The sequence below is a fragment of the Ruminococcus sp. SR1/5 genome (assembly GCF_000209835.1).
In the GTDB taxonomy this organism is placed as follows: domain Bacteria; phylum Bacillota; class Clostridia; order Lachnospirales; family Lachnospiraceae; genus Blautia_A; species Blautia_A fusiformis.
This window is the reverse complement of the sequence record NC_021014.1, coordinates 2,444,888-2,461,693: the sequence shown is the minus strand read 5'-3', so window position 1 is coordinate 2,461,693 and position 16,806 is coordinate 2,444,888. Positions and strand designations below refer to the sequence as shown.

Below are 16,806 nucleotides of genomic sequence, written 5' to 3'. Positions count from 1 at the left end.
TTTGTGACTGTTCAGCCTTTTCCCGGGCAGAGCAGTTATCGGAATTTGTAACTGTTCAGTACCTCCGCAGTTAGTGGACGAAAGAATAGTTACCGGACTTTTACAATTGAATAAGAAGTCTAGGAGGAAATGAATTTGGAACTGTTTTTAGCAACAAAAACCGGAACTCCTATTATCGGACAGATCGCGTCTGTGATGGGATGGATCATGGATGGCATATATAAGATGCTTGACGGCCTGTTCGGAATCCAGAACATTGGTCTTTGTATCATTATCTTCAGTATTCTTATCTTTGCCTTTATGACACCGCTGCAGATCAAGCAGCAGAAATTCTCCAAGTTAAGCGCGATCATGCAGCCTGAGATCCAGAAGATCCAGAAGAAATATCAGGGTAAAAAGGATCAGGCTTCCATGATGAAAATGAACGAAGAAACCCAGGCTGTTTATCAGAAATATGGTGTTTCTCCAACCGGTAGCTGTGTACAGTTAGCCATTCAGATGCCTATTCTGTTTGCTCTGTATCAGGTTATCTACCGGATTCCTGCTTACGTTGGAAGTGTAAAGAACATTTTTACTGGTGTAGTTGACAACCTGCTAGCTGTAAACGGATACACAGATATCCTGCAGCAGTTTATCACAGACCATTCCATGACACGAGTGCGTCTCGTTATGGACAGTGCCGGAAATGCTACAAGTAACTCGATTGTTGATTTTCTGTATGCACTTTCTCCTTCCCAGTGGAAAGAGCTGGCACAGATGAATCAGTTTTCAGGATTTTCTGATGCGATCACAAAAGCATCCGGCAATATTTCCAAGATGCAGGGCTTCTGTGGACTGAATATCGCAGACCAGCCGCTGTACTATATCATGGAATTCTTCAAAAATCATGGTTCTCTGTTACTTGCGATCGTAGCACTTCTGATCCCGGTTCTTGCATGGGCAACTCAGATGCTGAACCTGAAGCTTATGCCACAGGCTGCAACACAGCCGGCAGACGGAAATGATCAGGCCAGCGCAATGGCAAACTCCATGAAAACCATGAACATGGTCATGCCTCTGATGTCTGCATTCTTCTGTTTCACATTCCCGGTTGGTCTTGGTATCTACTGGATCGCCAGTGCTGTCGTTCGAAGTGCTCAGCAGTTTGCAATCAATCGTCATCTTGATAAGATGAACATTGATGATCTGGTTAATGAGAATATGAAGAAGATCGAAGCGAAGCGTGCGAAGGAAGGACTTCCGCCGCAGAAGATCACCAATCAGGCTCATCAGTCCGCCAAGAATATCAATAAACCTGTGATCAATAAGGGCAACAGCGGAAACAATGGTGCTTCAGACAGAGCACAGAAGGTTGATACTGCTTATGAGAAGGCAAGAAGTGCAAAACCGGGCAGCATCACAGCTAAAGCAAATCTCGTAAGAGACTTTGATGAGAGAAATAAGAAGAAATAATCAGGAACGGAGGGGTTCGTAATGGAGGATTACATTCAGTTTTCAGCAAAAACAAAGAATGAAGCTATCACAAAAGCGTGTCTTGAGCTTGGAACTTCCAGTGACCAGCTTGATATTCAGGTTATCAGTGAAGGCAGCTCCGGATTCTTCGGAATCGGCAGCAAACCTGCCGTGATCAAAGTTCGCAGAATCGAGCCAGTTTCTGATATGCAGGAAATCGATGAACTGGTAGAGTCCGTGAAACTGGACGCTATCAAAGAAGAGAAGAAATTAGAAAAGCCTTTTACTCCGGATGTAAAGAAAGAATCTGCACCGAAAGCAGCTCCTGCAGAGGAGAAGAAGCCGGTGAAGAAAGAAGCTGTACAGGTGGAGAAGGCATCCGAAGAAGCACCTGCAAAGGCAGCAGCGCCAAAGGAAAGACCTGCAAGGGATTTCCAGGGCAAAGCAAAGCCTGCACGTGAGAAACAGCCAAGAGCTCCAAAGGAGCGTCAGCCGAAGGAAACACGTGAGAGAGCACCGAAGCAGGGCAGACCGATAGAGATCCTCAGCGATCCGGAGAAGATCAGAGAGGTTGAGGAGAGAGCAGTCGTATTTCTTCGTGACGTATTCGGTTCCATGGATCTTGGAGAAGTGGAGATCACATCGAAATACAACACTGCAGACGGTTCTCTGGATGTGGATTTTGAAGGTGAGGATATGGGTATCCTCATCGGAAAAAGAGGCCAGACACTGGATTCTCTTCAGTATCTGACAAGCCTTGTGGTAAACAAAGGCGAGTCTACCTACATTCGTGTAAAACTCGATACCGAGGACTACAGACGCCGTCGTAAGGAAACGCTGGAGAACCTTGCAAGAGGAATCGCCTTCAAGGTAAAGAAAACCAGAAAACCGGTAGTTCTGGAACCGATGAATCCGTACGAAAGAAGGATCATCCATGCATCTCTACAGGGCAACCGCTATGTAGAGACAGTCAGTGAGGGAGAAGAACCTTACAGACATGTAGTAGTAAAACTGAAACGCAATAATTGATGATCCACCGGTAAAGCCATAAGCCGTATCCCGGAGCGTAAGCTCCGTAGGTACGGCTTTTTTGTATGGAACTGAAAATTAAAAATTATCATTGCAATCTCCGCAACAATTCTTTATAATCATTGAAGAGCAAATAACAAAAGATATTTCTGCAGCGGACATCCGGAATGCAGAGATTAGAGCGTATTTGAAAAATCATTCCCGCAATCTGCACGCCCCACTTTGCGGTATATTTTGCCCGAATTCAGTTGCCGTAGCCCGCTACGGCGCCTTCATCCGGACAAAATCTCCCACAAAGTGTGACGCACATCTTGCAGAAAGCCTTTTTCAAACACGCTCTAGCATTATAAATATGGAAACTGACAGAAGATGTTATTCTAGGTGAAAGCGTGAATAACACGTGTTTTTTGCGTGTAAAAAGCTTTTCCGGAGTAACATTTTTGCGTTTAACCGGATGCTTTTATCCGCTGGACCAGGATAAACGGCATGGCAGCGATCAGCTGCAGTGTGATATAGCGGATGCTTTTATCCGTTTGACAAAGGAGAGTGAAAAATGGAAGAGACAACGATTGCTGCGATTTCCACAGCCATGAGCGCATCGGGAATCGGGATCGTCAGGATCAGTGGCCCGGAGGCTTTTGAGATCGCATCCGGAGTATACCGTTCCAAGGGTGGAAAAAAATCTCTGAAAAACGTCCCAAGCCACACCATCCATTATGGATATATTTATGATAACGAAGAAATGGTAGACGAAGTGCTGGTCATGGCCATGCGCGGACCACGGACATACACAGGAGAAGATACCATAGAAATCGATTGCCACGGCGGCGTTTTAGCCATGAAAAAGGTACTGGAAACTGTGTTGAAAAACGGAGCCATTATTGCCGAGCCGGGAGAATTTACCAAGCGTGCATTCCTCAATGGAAGGATCGATCTTTCCCAGGCGGAGGCCGTTATGGACGTGATACAGTCCAAAAATGAGTACTCATTAAAGAACTCTGTAGGACAATTAAAAGGCTCAGTCCGAAAAAATGTACAGCAGATCAGAGAGAAACTACTGTACCATATAGCGTACATTGAATCGGCATTAGACGACCCAGAGCACTATGATCTGACAGGATATTCGGAAGAATTAGAGCAGATCGTAGCAGAAGAAAAAGAAAAGATACAGAACCTGTTAAAAACAGCCGGAGACGGAAAGATCATACAGGAAGGTATCCGGACCGTGATCCTGGGTAAGCCGAACGCAGGGAAATCTTCTCTGCTGAACCTGCTTCTGGGAGAGGACAGAGCCATCGTGACCGATATCGCAGGAACCACCAGAGACGTACTGGAAGAGTATATCAACCTGCATGGGATCACATTAAAGATCGCTGACACAGCCGGAATCCGCCAGACAGAAGACATCGTAGAGAAAATCGGCGTATCCAAAGCCAAAGAAATGGCAGCAGACGCAGACCTGATCCTCTATGTCGTAGATTCCTCCGTACCATTAGATGAAAACGACGAAGAAATCATAAAAATTTTGCAAGAGAAAAAGACAATTGTCCTCTACAGCAAGACAGATCTTGAATCTGCTATAGATATAGAGGATTTAAAGAGCAGAATAAACCAGCCGGTGATCCCAATCTCCGCAAAAGAAGAAACCGGGATCACAGACCTGGAAGAAAAAATCCGGGAAATGTTCTTCAGTGGGGAGATTGACTTCAATGATGAAGTCTACATCACCAATGAACGCCACAGACAGGAGCTTTTAAAAGCACAGGAAAGTCTTTCTCTGGTAGAAAATAGCATAGAAAGCGGAATGCCGGAGGATTTTTATTCCATAGACCTGACAGATGCATACGAAAGTCTGGGACGGATTCTGGGAGAATCACTTGGGGAAGACCTTGTTAATGAGATATTTTCTAAATTTTGTATGGGGAAATAATAACCGCATGGGCTGCGGAGGCCCCGGCCGAATGCCCGCATGGATTGCGGAATCCCGGCCGTATATGCCGCATGGATTGCGGAACATCGGCCGTATATGCCGCATAGATTGCGGCTCCCTGCTGTATGCCACATGGACTGCGGAAGCCCGCAGAGGGTAGATCCACATTGAAATGTGAGAAAACCGCAAAGGGGCACAAGGCCGCGCCCCTCTGCACACCCCTGGGCCTTTTTTATATAGTGCAGCGATTGTGGAATGCTGAAAGATGCTAACTTGTACCTGTATGCTTCTGTACTGGCAATTCAACACTGAGCCGAAATGCATCTAACGGAACTTTGTATATTTCTGTAGGATATATTGTTGCATAATATAGATTGCGGAGACCCCGCCGTATATACCGCATAGATTGAGGAACTCCGGCTGTATATGCCGCATGGATTGCGGAACATCGGCCGTATATGCCGCATAGGCTGCGGCCTCCGGCTGTATGGCACATAGGCTGCGGCCCCGCAGAGGGTAGATCACATTGAAATGTGAGAAAACCGCAAAGGGGCACAAGGCCGCGCCCCTCTGCACACCCCTGGGCCTTTTTTATATAGTGCGGCGATTGTGGAATGCTGAAAGATGCTAACTTGTACCTGTATGCTTCTGTACTGGCAATTCAACACTGAGCCGAAATATGGCAGACGGAAGCAGGAATAACCCCGCAGACGTGCATCGCACGTCGAGAACCTCATTACAGTTCCACTGCACCCCCCTCGGCACAACGTTTCACATCCAACACCGAAGCATACAGACAAAAGTCAGCACCGTATCACACACCACAACCCAAGAACTCCTAAAAAAAGCCCGAGGGGTGTGCAGAGGGGCCGTGGCTTTACGGCCCCTTTGCGGTTTTCCACAGCTTCCCAAAGCAAAAAAACCAGGCCTTCTGCCAAGCAAGAAAGTAAAAATAAAACCAAAAACCAACCACACAATAAACAAAGAAAAAGAAAATCACAAAGAAAAATAAAGAAAAAGAATAAGAGAAAAATAAAGGAGAAAAAGCATGAAAAATCTGGAACAGTTTTTCGACATCATAGTAGTAGGCGCCGGCCACGCAGGCTGCGAAGCATCACTGGCATGCGCCCGCTTAGGGCTCAACACAGTCATGTTCACAGTCAGCGTAGACAGCATCGCCCTTATGCCCTGCAACCCCAATGTAGGCGGCAGCTCCAAAGGGCATCTCGTCCGTGAGCTGGATGCTCTCGGTGGGGAAATGGGTAAAAACATAGACAAAACCTTCATCCAGTCCAAAATGCTCAACCAGTCCAAAGGCCCTGCAGTTCATTCCCTTCGTGCACAGGCCGATAAACAGGCCTACAGCACAGAAATGAGAAAGACACTGGAAAATACAGAGAACTTAACCATCCGCCAGGGTGAAGTGACCGAGCTTCTGGTAGAAGACGGGCATATCACCGGTGTAAAAACCTTCTCAGGAGCCACCTACCACGCAAAAGCTGTAGTCCTCTGTACAGGAACCTACCTCAAGGCCCGCTGCATTTACGGCGACGTCAGCAACTATACAGGACCGAACGGCCTTCAGGCAGCCAATTACCTTACGGATTCCCTGAAAAAGCTGGGGATCGAAATGTTCCGCTTCAAAACAGGAACTCCGGCCAGAATCGCCGGAAACACCATTGATTATTCTAAGATGGAAGAGCAGTTCGGAGATGAAAGAGTCGTACCGTTCTCTTTTTCCACAGACCCGGAATCGGTACAGATCGAGCAGAAATCCTGCTGGCTGACCTATACAAACGAAAAAACACACGAGATCATCCGTGCAAATCTGGACAGATCCCCCCTTTATTCCGGAATGATCGAAGGAACCGGACCACGTTACTGTCCGTCCATTGAGGATAAAGTAGTTCGTTTTGCAGACAAAAAACGCCATCAGGTATTTATCGAACCGGAAGGTCTTTACACAAATGAAATGTACATCGGCGGAATGTCCAGCTCCCTGCCGGAGGATGTTCAGTACGAGATGTACCATTCCGTACCGGGTCTGGAGAACGCCAGGATTGTAAAAAATGCTTACGCTATTGAGTATGACTGCATTAATCCGCGCCAGCTCTATCCCACACTGGAATTCAAAAAGATCAAGGGCCTTTTCAGCGGCGGACAGTTTAACGGAAGCTCCGGATATGAGGAAGCAGCCGCTCAGGGCCTCATAGCGGGAATTAATGCAGCTATGGAGGTAAAAGGCCGGGAACAGCTGATTTTGGACCGCTCAGAGGCATATATTGGCGTTCTCATCGATGATCTGGTAACAAAGGAGAACCATGAGCCGTACCGAATGATGACAAGCCGTGCTGAGTACCGTCTGCTCCTCCGCCAGGACAACGCAGATCTTCGTCTTCGCAAAAAAGGCTGGGAGGTCGGCCTGATCGATGATGAGACATACCATAAATTACAGGAAAAAGAGCGCCGGATCCAGGAAGAGATCGAGAGAGTGGAACATGCAACCGTAGGTGGTTCTGCAGAGGTACAGAGCCTTCTGGAATCTCTGAACAGTACCCTTCTGAAATCCGGAACCACCATTGCAGAGCTGATCCGTCGGCCGGAGCTTAACTATAAGGTGCTTGCACCCATCGATAAAGAAAGACCGGAGCTTCCGGAAGATGTATGTGAGCAGGTAGAGATCAACATCAAATATGACGGTTACATCCGCCGCCAGATGAAGCAGGTAGAGCAGTTTAAGAAACTGGAGCAGAAAAAGCTTCCGGAAGACATTGATTACGAAGATGTAGGAAGCCTCCGCATTGAGGCACGCCAGAAGCTGGAAGCCTACAGACCGGTGTCCATCGGTCAGGCGTCCCGTATCTCCGGTGTCTCCCCGGCTGACATTTCCGTGCTTCTTGTATATCTGGAAAGCAGATCCGGACATAAACACGGATAATACAAAGAATAACAATAAAACACAGAAAATAAGAGAGGAAGCTGCATGTACAATTTAGAAATCCTGGAAAAAGGCTGCGAGGAGCTTGGGATCACACTCAGTGACACGCAGAAAAACCAGTTTATCCGATTCTACGAATATCTTGTAGAAAAAACAAAGTCATGAACCTCACCGGTATCACAGAATTTGACGAGGTTCTCGTGAAACATTTCCTGGACAGCCTCTGCTGCGTCAAGGCTGTAGATATGGGTAAGATAAAAACCGTTATGGACATCGGAACCGGCGCCGGATTCCCGGGTGTTCCCCTGAAGATCGCCTTCCCGGAGGTGGAAGCCTGCCTTCTGGACTCCCTCAATAAAAGAGTAAAATTCCTGGAAGAAACCTTTGCGCTCCTGGGCCTGGAGGGGATTTCCGCCATTCACGGAAGAGCTGAAGAATATGCAAAAAACAAAGCCTACAGAGAAAAATATGATCTCTGCGTATCCAGAGCAGTATCCGGACTGGCAACCCTGTCTGAATACTGTCTCCCGTATGTAAAGGTCGGAGGGCTTTTTGTTTCCTATAAATCCGGTTCTGTAAAGGAAGAAGCAGAAGCAGCAGAGAAAGCAGTAAAAATCCTTGGTGGAAAGATCAGGGATATTCAGTACTTTGACCTTCCGGGATCTGAGATCGGCCGCTCCCTGGTCATTATCGAGAAGGTAAAGAACACCCCGGGCAAATATCCGAGAAAAGCCGGAACACCGCTCAGAGAGCCACTGGCATAAGATACCTCCTGTCGAACAAAGGCAAAATCTGTCCGACAGGAGATTTCTTTGTCCGGGAGTTTCACAAAATTATCACAAATTTATCCTACTTTTATCACAAATTACTTTTACACTATAATCCGATAGAGATGCCCCTGGATTTCCCCCATTCTCTGTTTCATCCAGGGGCATTTTCTATTGGTATTGAAAAGACGCCAGAGTCAAGGGCTTCAGTTTCAGGACCTTTTGCCTCTGGCATCTTATAAAATGGGAAATCGATAATTAAAAAAAGTATTTCCCTGAAAATAAAAGGAGGAGAGTAAAGTGATCGAAGTAAGTAATCTGGTCAAAAAGTATGGCGATCATACTGCAGTTGACCATCTTTCCTTTCAGATCGAAAAGGGGAAAATTTACGGATTCCTGGGCCCCAACGGTGCAGGAAAATCAACAACTATGAACATGATCACAGGATACATTGCTTCCACAGAAGGAAAAGTGATGATCGATGGTCATGATATTCTGGAGGAACCGGAGGCAGCCAAGAAATGTATCGGCTATCTGCCGGAAATGCCGCCGCTCTATTTTGACATGACTGTTCTTGAGTACATGAAATTTGCGGCTGATCTGAAAAAAATCCCAAGAAACCAAAAAGACAAGCAGATAAAAGAAGTCATGGATATGGTAAAGATCACAGACATGAAAGACCGTCTGATCAAAAACCTTTCCAAAGGTTATCGCCAGAGGGTGGGCCTTGCACAGGCGATCCTGGGATATCCGGAGGTGATCATCCTGGATGAGCCGACAGTAGGACTTGACCCGAAGCAGATCATCGAGATCCGTGACCTGATCAAAGGCCTGAAGCAGAAGCACACGGTTATCCTAAGCTCCCATATCCTTTCCGAGGTAAGAGCAGTGTGTGATTATGTTCTGATCATTTCCCATGGAAAGCTGGTAGCCAGCGATACACCGGATAATCTGGAACGTCTGGCAGCAGGCTCCAACAGCCTCCTTATGAAGGTAAAAGGCGAGAAAGACATGATTCGAAAAGCTCTGGAAACGATCGAAGGCGTAACCGGAGTGGAAATGTCCTATGACAGCGATGAAAAATTGTGGAAAACAAAACTTTCCATTCAGGAAAATGTGGATATCCGTGAAAAAGTCTTCTACGCTATGGCAAAAGCGAACTGTCCAATCTACGAGATGCAGGTTAAGAGAGTTTCCCTTGAGGATGTATTCCTTGAGCTTACCGAAGGAGAGAAAAAATCCGCCGGAAAACCGGAAAGCTCACAGTGGAAACCGGTAGAAGACAGATCATCGGAAGAAGAAAAAACTCAGGAAGAAAAAACGGGGAACCAGAGAAGGCTTCTGATGAGAAAGAGGGGGATCAGTCATGACAGCGATTTTTAAAAGAGAACTGAAAAGCTATCTGACCTCCATGGTTGGATATCTCTTCATATTTTTTGTCCTGGTGCTGACCGGAATTTATTTTTCCGCATATCAGCTTTCAGGCGGCTATTCAAAATTTGAAACTACCTTAAGTGCACTGACCTTTGTGTTCCTGATCGGTGTGCCGATCCTTTCCATGCGCGTACTTGCAGAAGAGCGCAAGCAGAAAACGGATCAGCTTCTTCTGACCGCACCGGTATCTGTATGGGATATCGTATTTGGAAAATATCTTGCACTGGTAGCTGTGTTTGCCATTCCGGTCGTGATCATGTGCGTTTATCCTCTGATCATGAGTAAGTTCGGAACGATTTCCTATGCTTCCGCATACACCGGAATCCTGGGATTTTTCCTTCTGGGATGCGCGAATCTGGCGATCGGTGTATTTATGTCAGCGCTTACAGAAAGCCAGGTAATTGCAGCAGTACTTACGTTTGTATTCCTGTTCGCCTTCTATATGATGAACGGAATTTCCTCATTCTTTTCACAGACCTCCATGTCAACTGCAGTGGCATTCGGACTTCTGATCGTGGCGATCGCGATCATCATTTATACTATGATCAAAAATGTCCTGATCTCTGTAGTGATCGGAGCTGTGGGAGAGATTGCCCTTGTGATCGTATACGTTGTAAAATCCAGTATTTTCCAGGGTGGTATCCAGAAGGTACTGAACGTATTTAACCTGAGCGGACATTATGATAATTTTACAAAAGGCGTGTTTGACGTGACAGGAATCGTTTATTTTATTTCTGTTATTGCGATCTGCCTGTTCCTTACCATGCAGTCCATTCAGAAGAGACGCTGGAACTAGGGGGTGAATGGAAATGAAATTCAGTGAGAAATTTAAGAAAAATAAAGGCGAGGCAGCCGTACCGGAGACCGCACAGGACTCCGGCAAAAAGAAACATAAACCGGATCCGAAAAAGCTGGTAGGCACCATTAGCAAAAAACATATCAAAAATGGTTCCTACAGCATGGCTATGGCAGCAGTCTTTATCGTGATCGTGGTTGTGATCAATATGATCGTCGGTGCGATCCCATCCAAATATTCACAGCTGGATGTAAGCTCATCCAAGCTTTACACCATCGGTGATGAAACAAAGAAGGTACTGAAGGCACTGGATAAGGATGTTACCATTTATCAGATCGCGGCAAGCGGTTCTGAGGACGACACGATCTCCAATCTGCTTTCACGTTATAAAGATGAGTCCAAGCATATTAAAGTTGAGGTAAAAGACCCTGTTGTAAATCCGAAATTTGCATCGGAATATACAACCGATGATCTTGCGTCAAACAGCCTGATCGTAGTCTGCGGCGACAGAAACAAGGTTATCAATTACAACGATATGTATTCCTCTTCAGTAGACTATAATACCTGGCAGCAGACTACTACCGGATTTGATGGAGAAGGACAGATCACAAGTGCGATCGGTTATGTAACATCCGAGGATCTTCCGATCATGTACACCTTATCCGGACACGGAGAAAAAGATCTGGATTCCAGCTTTAAAGAAGATATCCAGAAAGCAAACATTGATATTAAGGAGCTGAACCTTCTCACAGAGGGAAAGGTTCCGGATGATGCAGACTGCCTGATGATCGTATCTCCGACCAGCGATATTTCCGAGGAAGAAAAAACAGAGCTCCTGGATTATCTGGAGGCAGGCGGAAAAGCTATGATCTTCTCGGATTATACACAGGATGATCTGCCGAACTTTGATGCGGTTCTTGAAAACTATGGTGTAAAGTGTGCAGAGGGAATCGTATTTGAGGGTGATAATCAGCATTATGGAATGCAGATGCCATATTATCTTGTACCAACAGTCAACAGCACAGATGCAAGCTCTGAGGCAGCTTCTGCAGGCTCCTATGTACTGGCACCGTATGCGCAGGGCATTCAGAAAACAGATGATGTAAGAGATACCGTAACCATCGACAGTATCCTGACAACCTCTGACAAGGCTTACTCCAAAACAAATATGCAGAGCAGCAATATCGAAAAGGAAGACGGAGATGTAGACGGACCGTTTGATCTTGGTGTTGCCATCACTGAGAAACTGGATGATGATAAGGAAACACAGATCGTTTACTACTCCACAGCAAATCTGATGGAGAGCCAGATAAACCAGATGGTATCCGGCGGAAATGAAAAGCTCCTTCTGGAGTCCTTAAACTGGATGACCAGCACAGACGACAGTAATTCCGTTTCTATTCCATCCAAGAGCCTTGAGTCCACAAGCCTGACAGTAACCGATTATGCTGCAGCCTTCTGGAAGATCTGTACCATTGGTCTGATCCCGGGAGTGTTCCTTGTTGCAGGATTTCTGATCTGGCTTAAGAGGAGAAAAGCATAATGAAAAAATCAACCAAACTTGTTTCAGCAGTTGTTGTTCTGGCAGTTCTCGGCGGCGTTTATGTGGGACTGAACACCTACGTATCCAAAGAAGAAAAGACAGAGAGCAGCGAAGAGGAAAGCAAAACAGAAGTGTTTTCCGTGAAAACGGATGACATTAAATCCCTGGAATTTATCGTAGACAAGAAGGAAGTGACCTTTGAGAAAAAAGATGATTCCTGGGTGAAAAAGGATGAGACTGCTTTTCCTGTAAATCAGACAACTCTGGATTCCGCAGCTTCCGCCATCAAAAAGGTGGAAGCGGATAGAGTCCTGGAGGATGTGGAGGATCTTACGGAATACGGGCTGGATTCTCCATCTAACACAGTAACCGTTGATACCGCTGATGGGACAACGAAGCTCAACATCGGAGATGAGAATACGTCTACGAATCAGTATTACATTTCCAAGGATGATGATGACAGCACGGTATATGTAGTGGCAGCGGACACTGTGTCTCCGTTTATGAATTCCCTTTACGATTATGCACAGGGAGAAGATTTCCCGACAATTGATTCTTCCACAGTGAAAAAGGTCCAGGTCAGTGAGAATAAAGATTCCTATGTCCTGGAAGAAAATTCCGACGGAGCTACCTGGAATGTTTCCGGTGACGGAAGCAGCGATAAAGAGTCTGCCGATACAACGGCAGCAGGAAACGTAACCTCCGGACTTGGAAGCTTTGCATTTGACCAGTTTGTAAACTACAATGCAGAGGATCTTTCCCAGTATGGCCTTGATAAGCCCTATGCGACGATTACAGTGGATTATCAGGAAGAGGTGAAGGATGACAGCACAGACAGTACAGAATCCGGAGAAAACGATTCTACGGCCTCTGAGAGCGATTCTGAGAGCGGCGACAGCGCTGACACGGACAGCAGCTCAGAAGATGCAGACAGCAAGACAACCACAGTAGATAAACAGCTTGTCATTTATGTTGGTGATGAGGCAGGAGATGGCAGCAGATATGTAACGGTAGATAACAAACAGATCTATACAATGTCAACGGATACACTGAGTGCAGTTATTGACAAGACGCCGTCAGATCTCTGGTCACTGATCGTCAATTATCTGTCTGTAAAAAATCTGGATCAGCTCCAGGTTACTTACGGTGAAACAACAAGTACTGTAAATGTTTCACGTGAAACATCCACAGATGATGACGGAAACGAAAAAGAAACAACAACCTATCAGCTGGATGGTAAGGAAATAGAAAGTACAACCTTTACCACCTTCTACAACAAGCTGATAAACATGGCAGGACAGAAGAGACTGACAGACGCTTATACACCGGCTGCAGATCCGGAGATGACCGCTGTATTCACAGACTCTGACAAGAACCAGACAACCGTTACCTTCTACACATATGACACAAACTATTATGCAGCTGTCGTTGGAGACAAGGTATTTCTTGTAAACAAAATGACAGTAAAAGAAATGTTCAATGCATATGAAACCATGGTAAACGGTGAAACAGAGACAGAAGCCATAGCAACACCAACAGCTGAGGCGGAAAAATAAAATATTAAGAAAATAAATAAAAACACCTCGGAGATCCGTAAATAATAAGGTGATCTCCGAATATCCGCTTGATGATCAGATATTCGGAGACACCACACAGATTAGGATTTTCCGGGGTGTTTTTATGTTGCTATTATTTTACGGTCCTTACAGATGAATAAGGTCCGTATATTTTTTACCGTTTATGATGCGGTATGCACGGATACAGTATTTGGTTGCGGTGCCTGGCTTTTTATCGGTGTAGGTTGTATTTTTTGTATTGCCGATAGCTTTCCAGGTTTTACCATGAAGACGGTAAATGGTGTAGCATAGGTGATGATTCCGTCTGTTTTTGCGGTCAGTGGATTAGATGCATACCAGGTTGCTTTTCCATTGAAAATCGCAGGCTTGCAGTCAGAAAGAGCTCCGGTTTGTGAGTAGATCTGAGAAGTCATATTGCCGCTTCTTCTGAATCTGACAGGAGTGTTTCTGAACTGAAATCTGCTGCATAGATCAGGCACGGTGTACTGGCGAGCTTGATTTTCTATAACTGCTATAATTATAGCGTGGAGAATTGACGAGGACAATAATAAAAAACTGTACAGAAGCTCATCTGAGCAACTGTACAGTTTTAATTTTTCTATATCTAACAGAAGGTTCGGGGGAGCTTCTGTCAGTAACTAAGTATTATGCAAGACCTCTTTCTTCCAGCCAGTCGAAGAGAACAACTTTTTCTGCTTTCTTTCTCTTGGTCATGTGATTGAACTGAAGGATCGTCAGGATCGTGAAGATCACTAACAGTGCAACCATTACAATAATGGAAGTGGTAATGCTCCGGCCACCGCTGATCGTTGCACGGAATGCATCGACCGTATAAGTAAACGGAACGTATGCATGGATCTTTGCAACGAATGAAGGTGAAACCTCAACCGGATAAGTTCCGGCAGATCCTGCAAGCTGAACGACCATGAATACCAGCATCAGGAAGCTTCCTACTTTACCAAGAGTAATGTTAAAGAAGTACATGATAGAGGTAAAGGTCATTGATGTCAGGCAGGCGAAGAGTACGGTTTTGCCCATCTCTGCAGGTGTGAATCCGTTAAATGCACGTAACAGCAGGATCAGGCAGATTCCCTGAAGGATCGCTACCGGATAAAGGACGGAAGCTTTGCTTGCCCACCATGCGAAACCGGATTTCAGTTTGCCTTTATACTGAGCCAGAGGATACATCAGGCAGAATGCCAGTGCGCCGACCCAGAGGCCTACAGACATCATGTAAGGTGCCATTGCGTGTCCGTTATTCGGGACATCGGTAAGTTTTGTTTCATCGTTTACAACAGGAGTTGCGAACATTTTGATCGTTTCATCACTTGCTGAATTGTCTTTTACAGTGGTAGCTCCATCGCTGAGGCTTGTGGTCAGTGTCTTGGAACCGTCTTTCAGTTCTTTCATACCGCTTCCAAGCTTCTTGGAGCCATCATACAGCTGAGAGGAACCGCTCTGGATCTGGGCAGCGCCATCTGCAAGCTGTTTTGCACCATTGTTAAGTGTGCTGTTGTTGCTTACAAGCTTCTCGGTACCGCTGAGAAGTGTTGAGGTACCGTTTGCTAATGTCTTAGTACCGTTTGCAAGAGTAGTAGCACCGCTGGAAAGGGTTTTGGCTCCTGTTGAGAGCTTTTTGGTACCGTCTGTAAGAGCGGAGCTGTTTTCGGAAAGCTTAGCAACACCATCGGTGTAGGTTGTGATTCCGGTTGTCAGTGTTCCGGAACCATCGGCTAATGCTTTTGTTCCATCTGCAAGAGTAGTAGCACCGCTGGAAAGAGCATTGGCTCCTGTTGCCAGTTTCTTGGTGCCGTCTGTAAGAGCAGCACTGTTTTCGGAAAGCTTAGCAATACCATCGGTGTAAGTTGTGATTCCATCTGTCAGTGCCTTAGAACCATCTGCCAGCTGACCTGCACCGGATTTGATATCCGGAAGTGCGCCAGTGATCTGTTTGCCGGCTGTTTTCAGATTCTTTGCACCATCGTTGAGCTGCTTATCATAAGATGTCAGTTGGTCAAATCCATCGTTCAGAGCTTTGATTCCTGCTGCTGCAGCCGGGAAGGCTTCGACTGTGCCGTCTTCCAGAGACTGAAGTCCTGCGGAAACGTTCTTGGTTCCTGTGTTTACAGCCTGTGCACCCTGATACAGCTGGGTAACACCTGCAGAAAGCTGAGCGATCAGATCTGTAGGAAGCTGACTTGTAGCTGCAGATAACTGCTCTGCACCTGCGCTCATGGTTGTTGCACCTGCACTCATCTGGTTTGCACCATCTGTCATGGTTGTTGCACCCTCAGAAAGTGTGCCGGCACCCTGAGTCAGTCCTCCGGAGATCTGAGTCAGTCCGGAAGCTGCTTCGTTAAGCTTGGAAGCAACAGCATTCAGATTTTCCTGAGTAGAAGAGAGCTGACCGGATACACCAGCTGCAAGCTGTGAAACCTGATCAGAATAGCTGCTCATGTAAGAACCGTCCACGCCAGTCATTCCACCGGCTATGCTGTTTAAAGCGTTGATCACATCATTCAGAGCTGCTGCGGAAATGGTTCCGTCCTCAGAAGCGGTTGCCTGAATCGCCTGAAGCTGTGCTGCTAAATCGGTCATTGTCTGTCCGGCAGTACCGATCTTGGTATTTGCATCAGTAAGTGCCTCCGTTGTCTGCTGTCCGTATCCTGTAAGGATGTTGCTGACCTGATCACCTACCTGTGAGAACTGTGTGCCTGCATTCTGGAGAGCAGGGATCAGACTGTCTGTGATACTGCTGCTGGTCTGACTTGTGATACCTGCGGCCTGAGTGATATATCCGGCTGCGTTGTTGATTCCGTCTGCCGCATTGTTCATACCAGCTGCAGCACTGTTCATACCAGCTGCGGCTGTGTCCATACCATCCTTTGCGGAAGTAAGGCCGGCTGCAAGCTTGTTGATGGATTCCTGTGTTGTTCCCTCTTTCAGAGCAGAAACCTTATCGTTCAGGGCTTTCAGTCCGTTTTCCAGCTGCTGTGTTCCGGATATCAGTGACTGTGAGTCATCGGTTCCTTTGGTAACACCGGTATTCAGCTGAGAGATACCATTGGAAACTGTTGTGAGTCCGTCTTCAAGTTTTGCAAGCTCTTTGGCACCGGCTGCGAGTTTGCCAGCACCAGCCACATAGGTGGTAGTTCCATCTGCAAGAGTGTCAGCACCAGCTACATACTGTGTTGCTCCGTCGGAAAGAGTATCAATACCTGCACTTAATGCATTTGCACCGGATTCCAGGCTGCTTGCGCCGGATTTCAGCGTATCAGAATTTTTATTAAGCTCATCCACACCAGCGGTGTACTGCTGAACACCTTCATCCAGAGTATCT

Annotated in this window: 11 protein-coding genes and 2 pseudogenes; 10 read left to right on the top strand and 3 right to left on the bottom strand. The window is 46.3% G+C overall.

The window, feature by feature from the left end:
• Positions 1–135 precede the first annotated feature (135 nt).
• Together CK1_RS12340 and jag are read left to right on the top strand one after the other, a co-directional pair.
• Positions 136–1,452 carry a membrane protein insertase YidC gene (locus tag CK1_RS12340; protein ID WP_227588498.1) on the top strand — a complete coding sequence of 439 codons (1,317 nt, stop codon included), beginning with the start codon at positions 136–138 and terminating at the stop codon, positions 1,450–1,452.
• Positions 1,453–1,473: 21 nt separating this feature from the next.
• Positions 1,474–2,481 carry an RNA-binding cell elongation regulator Jag/EloR gene (gene jag, locus CK1_RS12335; protein ID WP_015526551.1) on the top strand — a complete coding sequence of 336 codons (1,008 nt, stop codon included), beginning with the start codon at positions 1,474–1,476 and terminating at the stop codon, positions 2,479–2,481.
• An 88-nt stretch (positions 2,482–2,569) separates the two neighbouring features.
• Here jag and CK1_RS18380 read toward each other — a convergent pair.
• Positions 2,570–2,791, bottom strand: a pseudogene (locus CK1_RS18380) (DUF6783 domain-containing protein).
• Between CK1_RS18380 and CK1_RS18375 the strand changes: the two are divergent.
• The 8 genes and pseudogenes from CK1_RS18375 to CK1_RS12300 all read left to right on the top strand — a co-directional run.
• A pseudogene (locus tag CK1_RS18375) lies at positions 2,729–2,866 on the top strand (DUF6783 domain-containing protein); the annotation flags it as partial. The pseudogenes CK1_RS18380 and CK1_RS18375 sit on opposite strands and share 63 nt — an antisense overlap.
• A 168-nt stretch (positions 2,867–3,034) precedes the next feature.
• A complete protein-coding gene (gene mnmE / locus CK1_RS12330; RefSeq protein WP_015526550.1) occupies positions 3,035–4,411 on the top strand; it encodes a tRNA uridine-5-carboxymethylaminomethyl(34) synthesis GTPase MnmE in 1,377 nt (458 codons plus the stop codon).
• A gap of 1,048 nt (positions 4,412–5,459) precedes the next feature.
• On the top strand, positions 5,460–7,349 hold the full coding sequence (gene mnmG / locus CK1_RS12325) for a tRNA uridine-5-carboxymethylaminomethyl(34) synthesis enzyme MnmG (RefSeq protein WP_015526548.1): 1,890 nt from the start codon (positions 5,460–5,462) through the stop codon (positions 7,347–7,349).
• Positions 7,350–7,510: 161 nt separating this feature from the next.
• Positions 7,511–8,113, top strand: a complete 603-nt coding sequence (rsmG, locus tag CK1_RS12320; protein WP_015526546.1) for a 16S rRNA (guanine(527)-N(7))-methyltransferase RsmG — start codon at positions 7,511–7,513, stop codon at positions 8,111–8,113.
• 303 nt (positions 8,114–8,416) lie between these two features.
• A complete protein-coding gene (locus CK1_RS12315) occupies positions 8,417–9,499 on the top strand; it encodes an ABC transporter ATP-binding protein (protein WP_306288902.1) in 1,083 nt (360 codons plus the stop codon).
• A complete protein-coding gene (locus CK1_RS12310; RefSeq protein WP_015526545.1) occupies positions 9,483–10,346 on the top strand; it encodes an ABC transporter permease in 864 nt (287 codons plus the stop codon). The genes CK1_RS12315 and CK1_RS12310 overlap by 17 nt, the downstream gene beginning before the upstream one ends.
• Before the next feature lie 13 nt (positions 10,347–10,359).
• Positions 10,360–11,889, top strand: coding sequence for a GldG family protein (locus CK1_RS12305; RefSeq protein WP_015526544.1), 1,530 nt, complete (start codon positions 10,360–10,362; stop codon positions 11,887–11,889).
• Positions 11,889–13,445, top strand: a complete 1,557-nt coding sequence (locus tag CK1_RS12300) for a DUF4340 domain-containing protein (protein WP_015526543.1) — start codon at positions 11,889–11,891, stop codon at positions 13,443–13,445. Before CK1_RS12305 ends, CK1_RS12300 begins: the two co-directional genes overlap by 1 nt.
• Before the next feature lie 182 nt (positions 13,446–13,627).
• On the opposite strand, the gene CK1_RS12295 is transcribed toward CK1_RS12300, so the two are convergent.
• Both CK1_RS12295 and CK1_RS12290 read right to left on the bottom strand, forming a co-directional pair.
• Positions 13,628–13,879 (bottom strand): hypothetical protein, encoded by a 252-nt coding sequence (locus CK1_RS12295; protein WP_015526542.1) that lies wholly within the window; start codon positions 13,877–13,879, stop codon positions 13,628–13,630.
• A gap of 232 nt (positions 13,880–14,111) precedes the next feature.
• A partial coding sequence (locus CK1_RS12290) for a YhgE/Pip domain-containing protein (protein ID WP_306288901.1) occupies positions 14,112–16,806 on the bottom strand: 2,695 nt, incomplete at its 5' end.

Excerpts from the sequence above, each read along its gene's own strand:
- jag (WP_015526551.1), top strand. The coding sequence starts at position 1,474 with ATGGAGGATTACATTCAGTTTTCAGCAAAAACAAAGAATGAAGCTATC.
- mnmE (WP_015526550.1), top strand. The coding sequence starts at position 3,035 with ATGGAAGAGACAACGATTGCTGCGATTTCCACAGCCATGAGCGCATCG.
- mnmG (WP_015526548.1), top strand. The coding sequence starts at position 5,460 with ATGAAAAATCTGGAACAGTTTTTCGACATCATAGTAGTAGGCGCCGGC.
- rsmG (WP_015526546.1), top strand. The coding sequence starts at position 7,511 with ATGAACCTCACCGGTATCACAGAATTTGACGAGGTTCTCGTGAAACAT.
- CK1_RS12310 (WP_015526545.1), top strand. The coding sequence starts at position 9,483 with ATGACAGCGATTTTTAAAAGAGAACTGAAAAGCTATCTGACCTCCATG.
- CK1_RS12305 (WP_015526544.1), top strand. The coding sequence starts at position 10,360 with ATGAAATTCAGTGAGAAATTTAAGAAAAATAAAGGCGAGGCAGCCGTA.
- CK1_RS12300 (WP_015526543.1), top strand. The coding sequence starts at position 11,889 with ATGAAAAAATCAACCAAACTTGTTTCAGCAGTTGTTGTTCTGGCAGTT.
- CK1_RS12295 (WP_015526542.1), bottom strand. The coding sequence starts at position 13,879 with ATGACTTCTCAGATCTACTCACAAACCGGAGCTCTTTCTGACTGCAAG.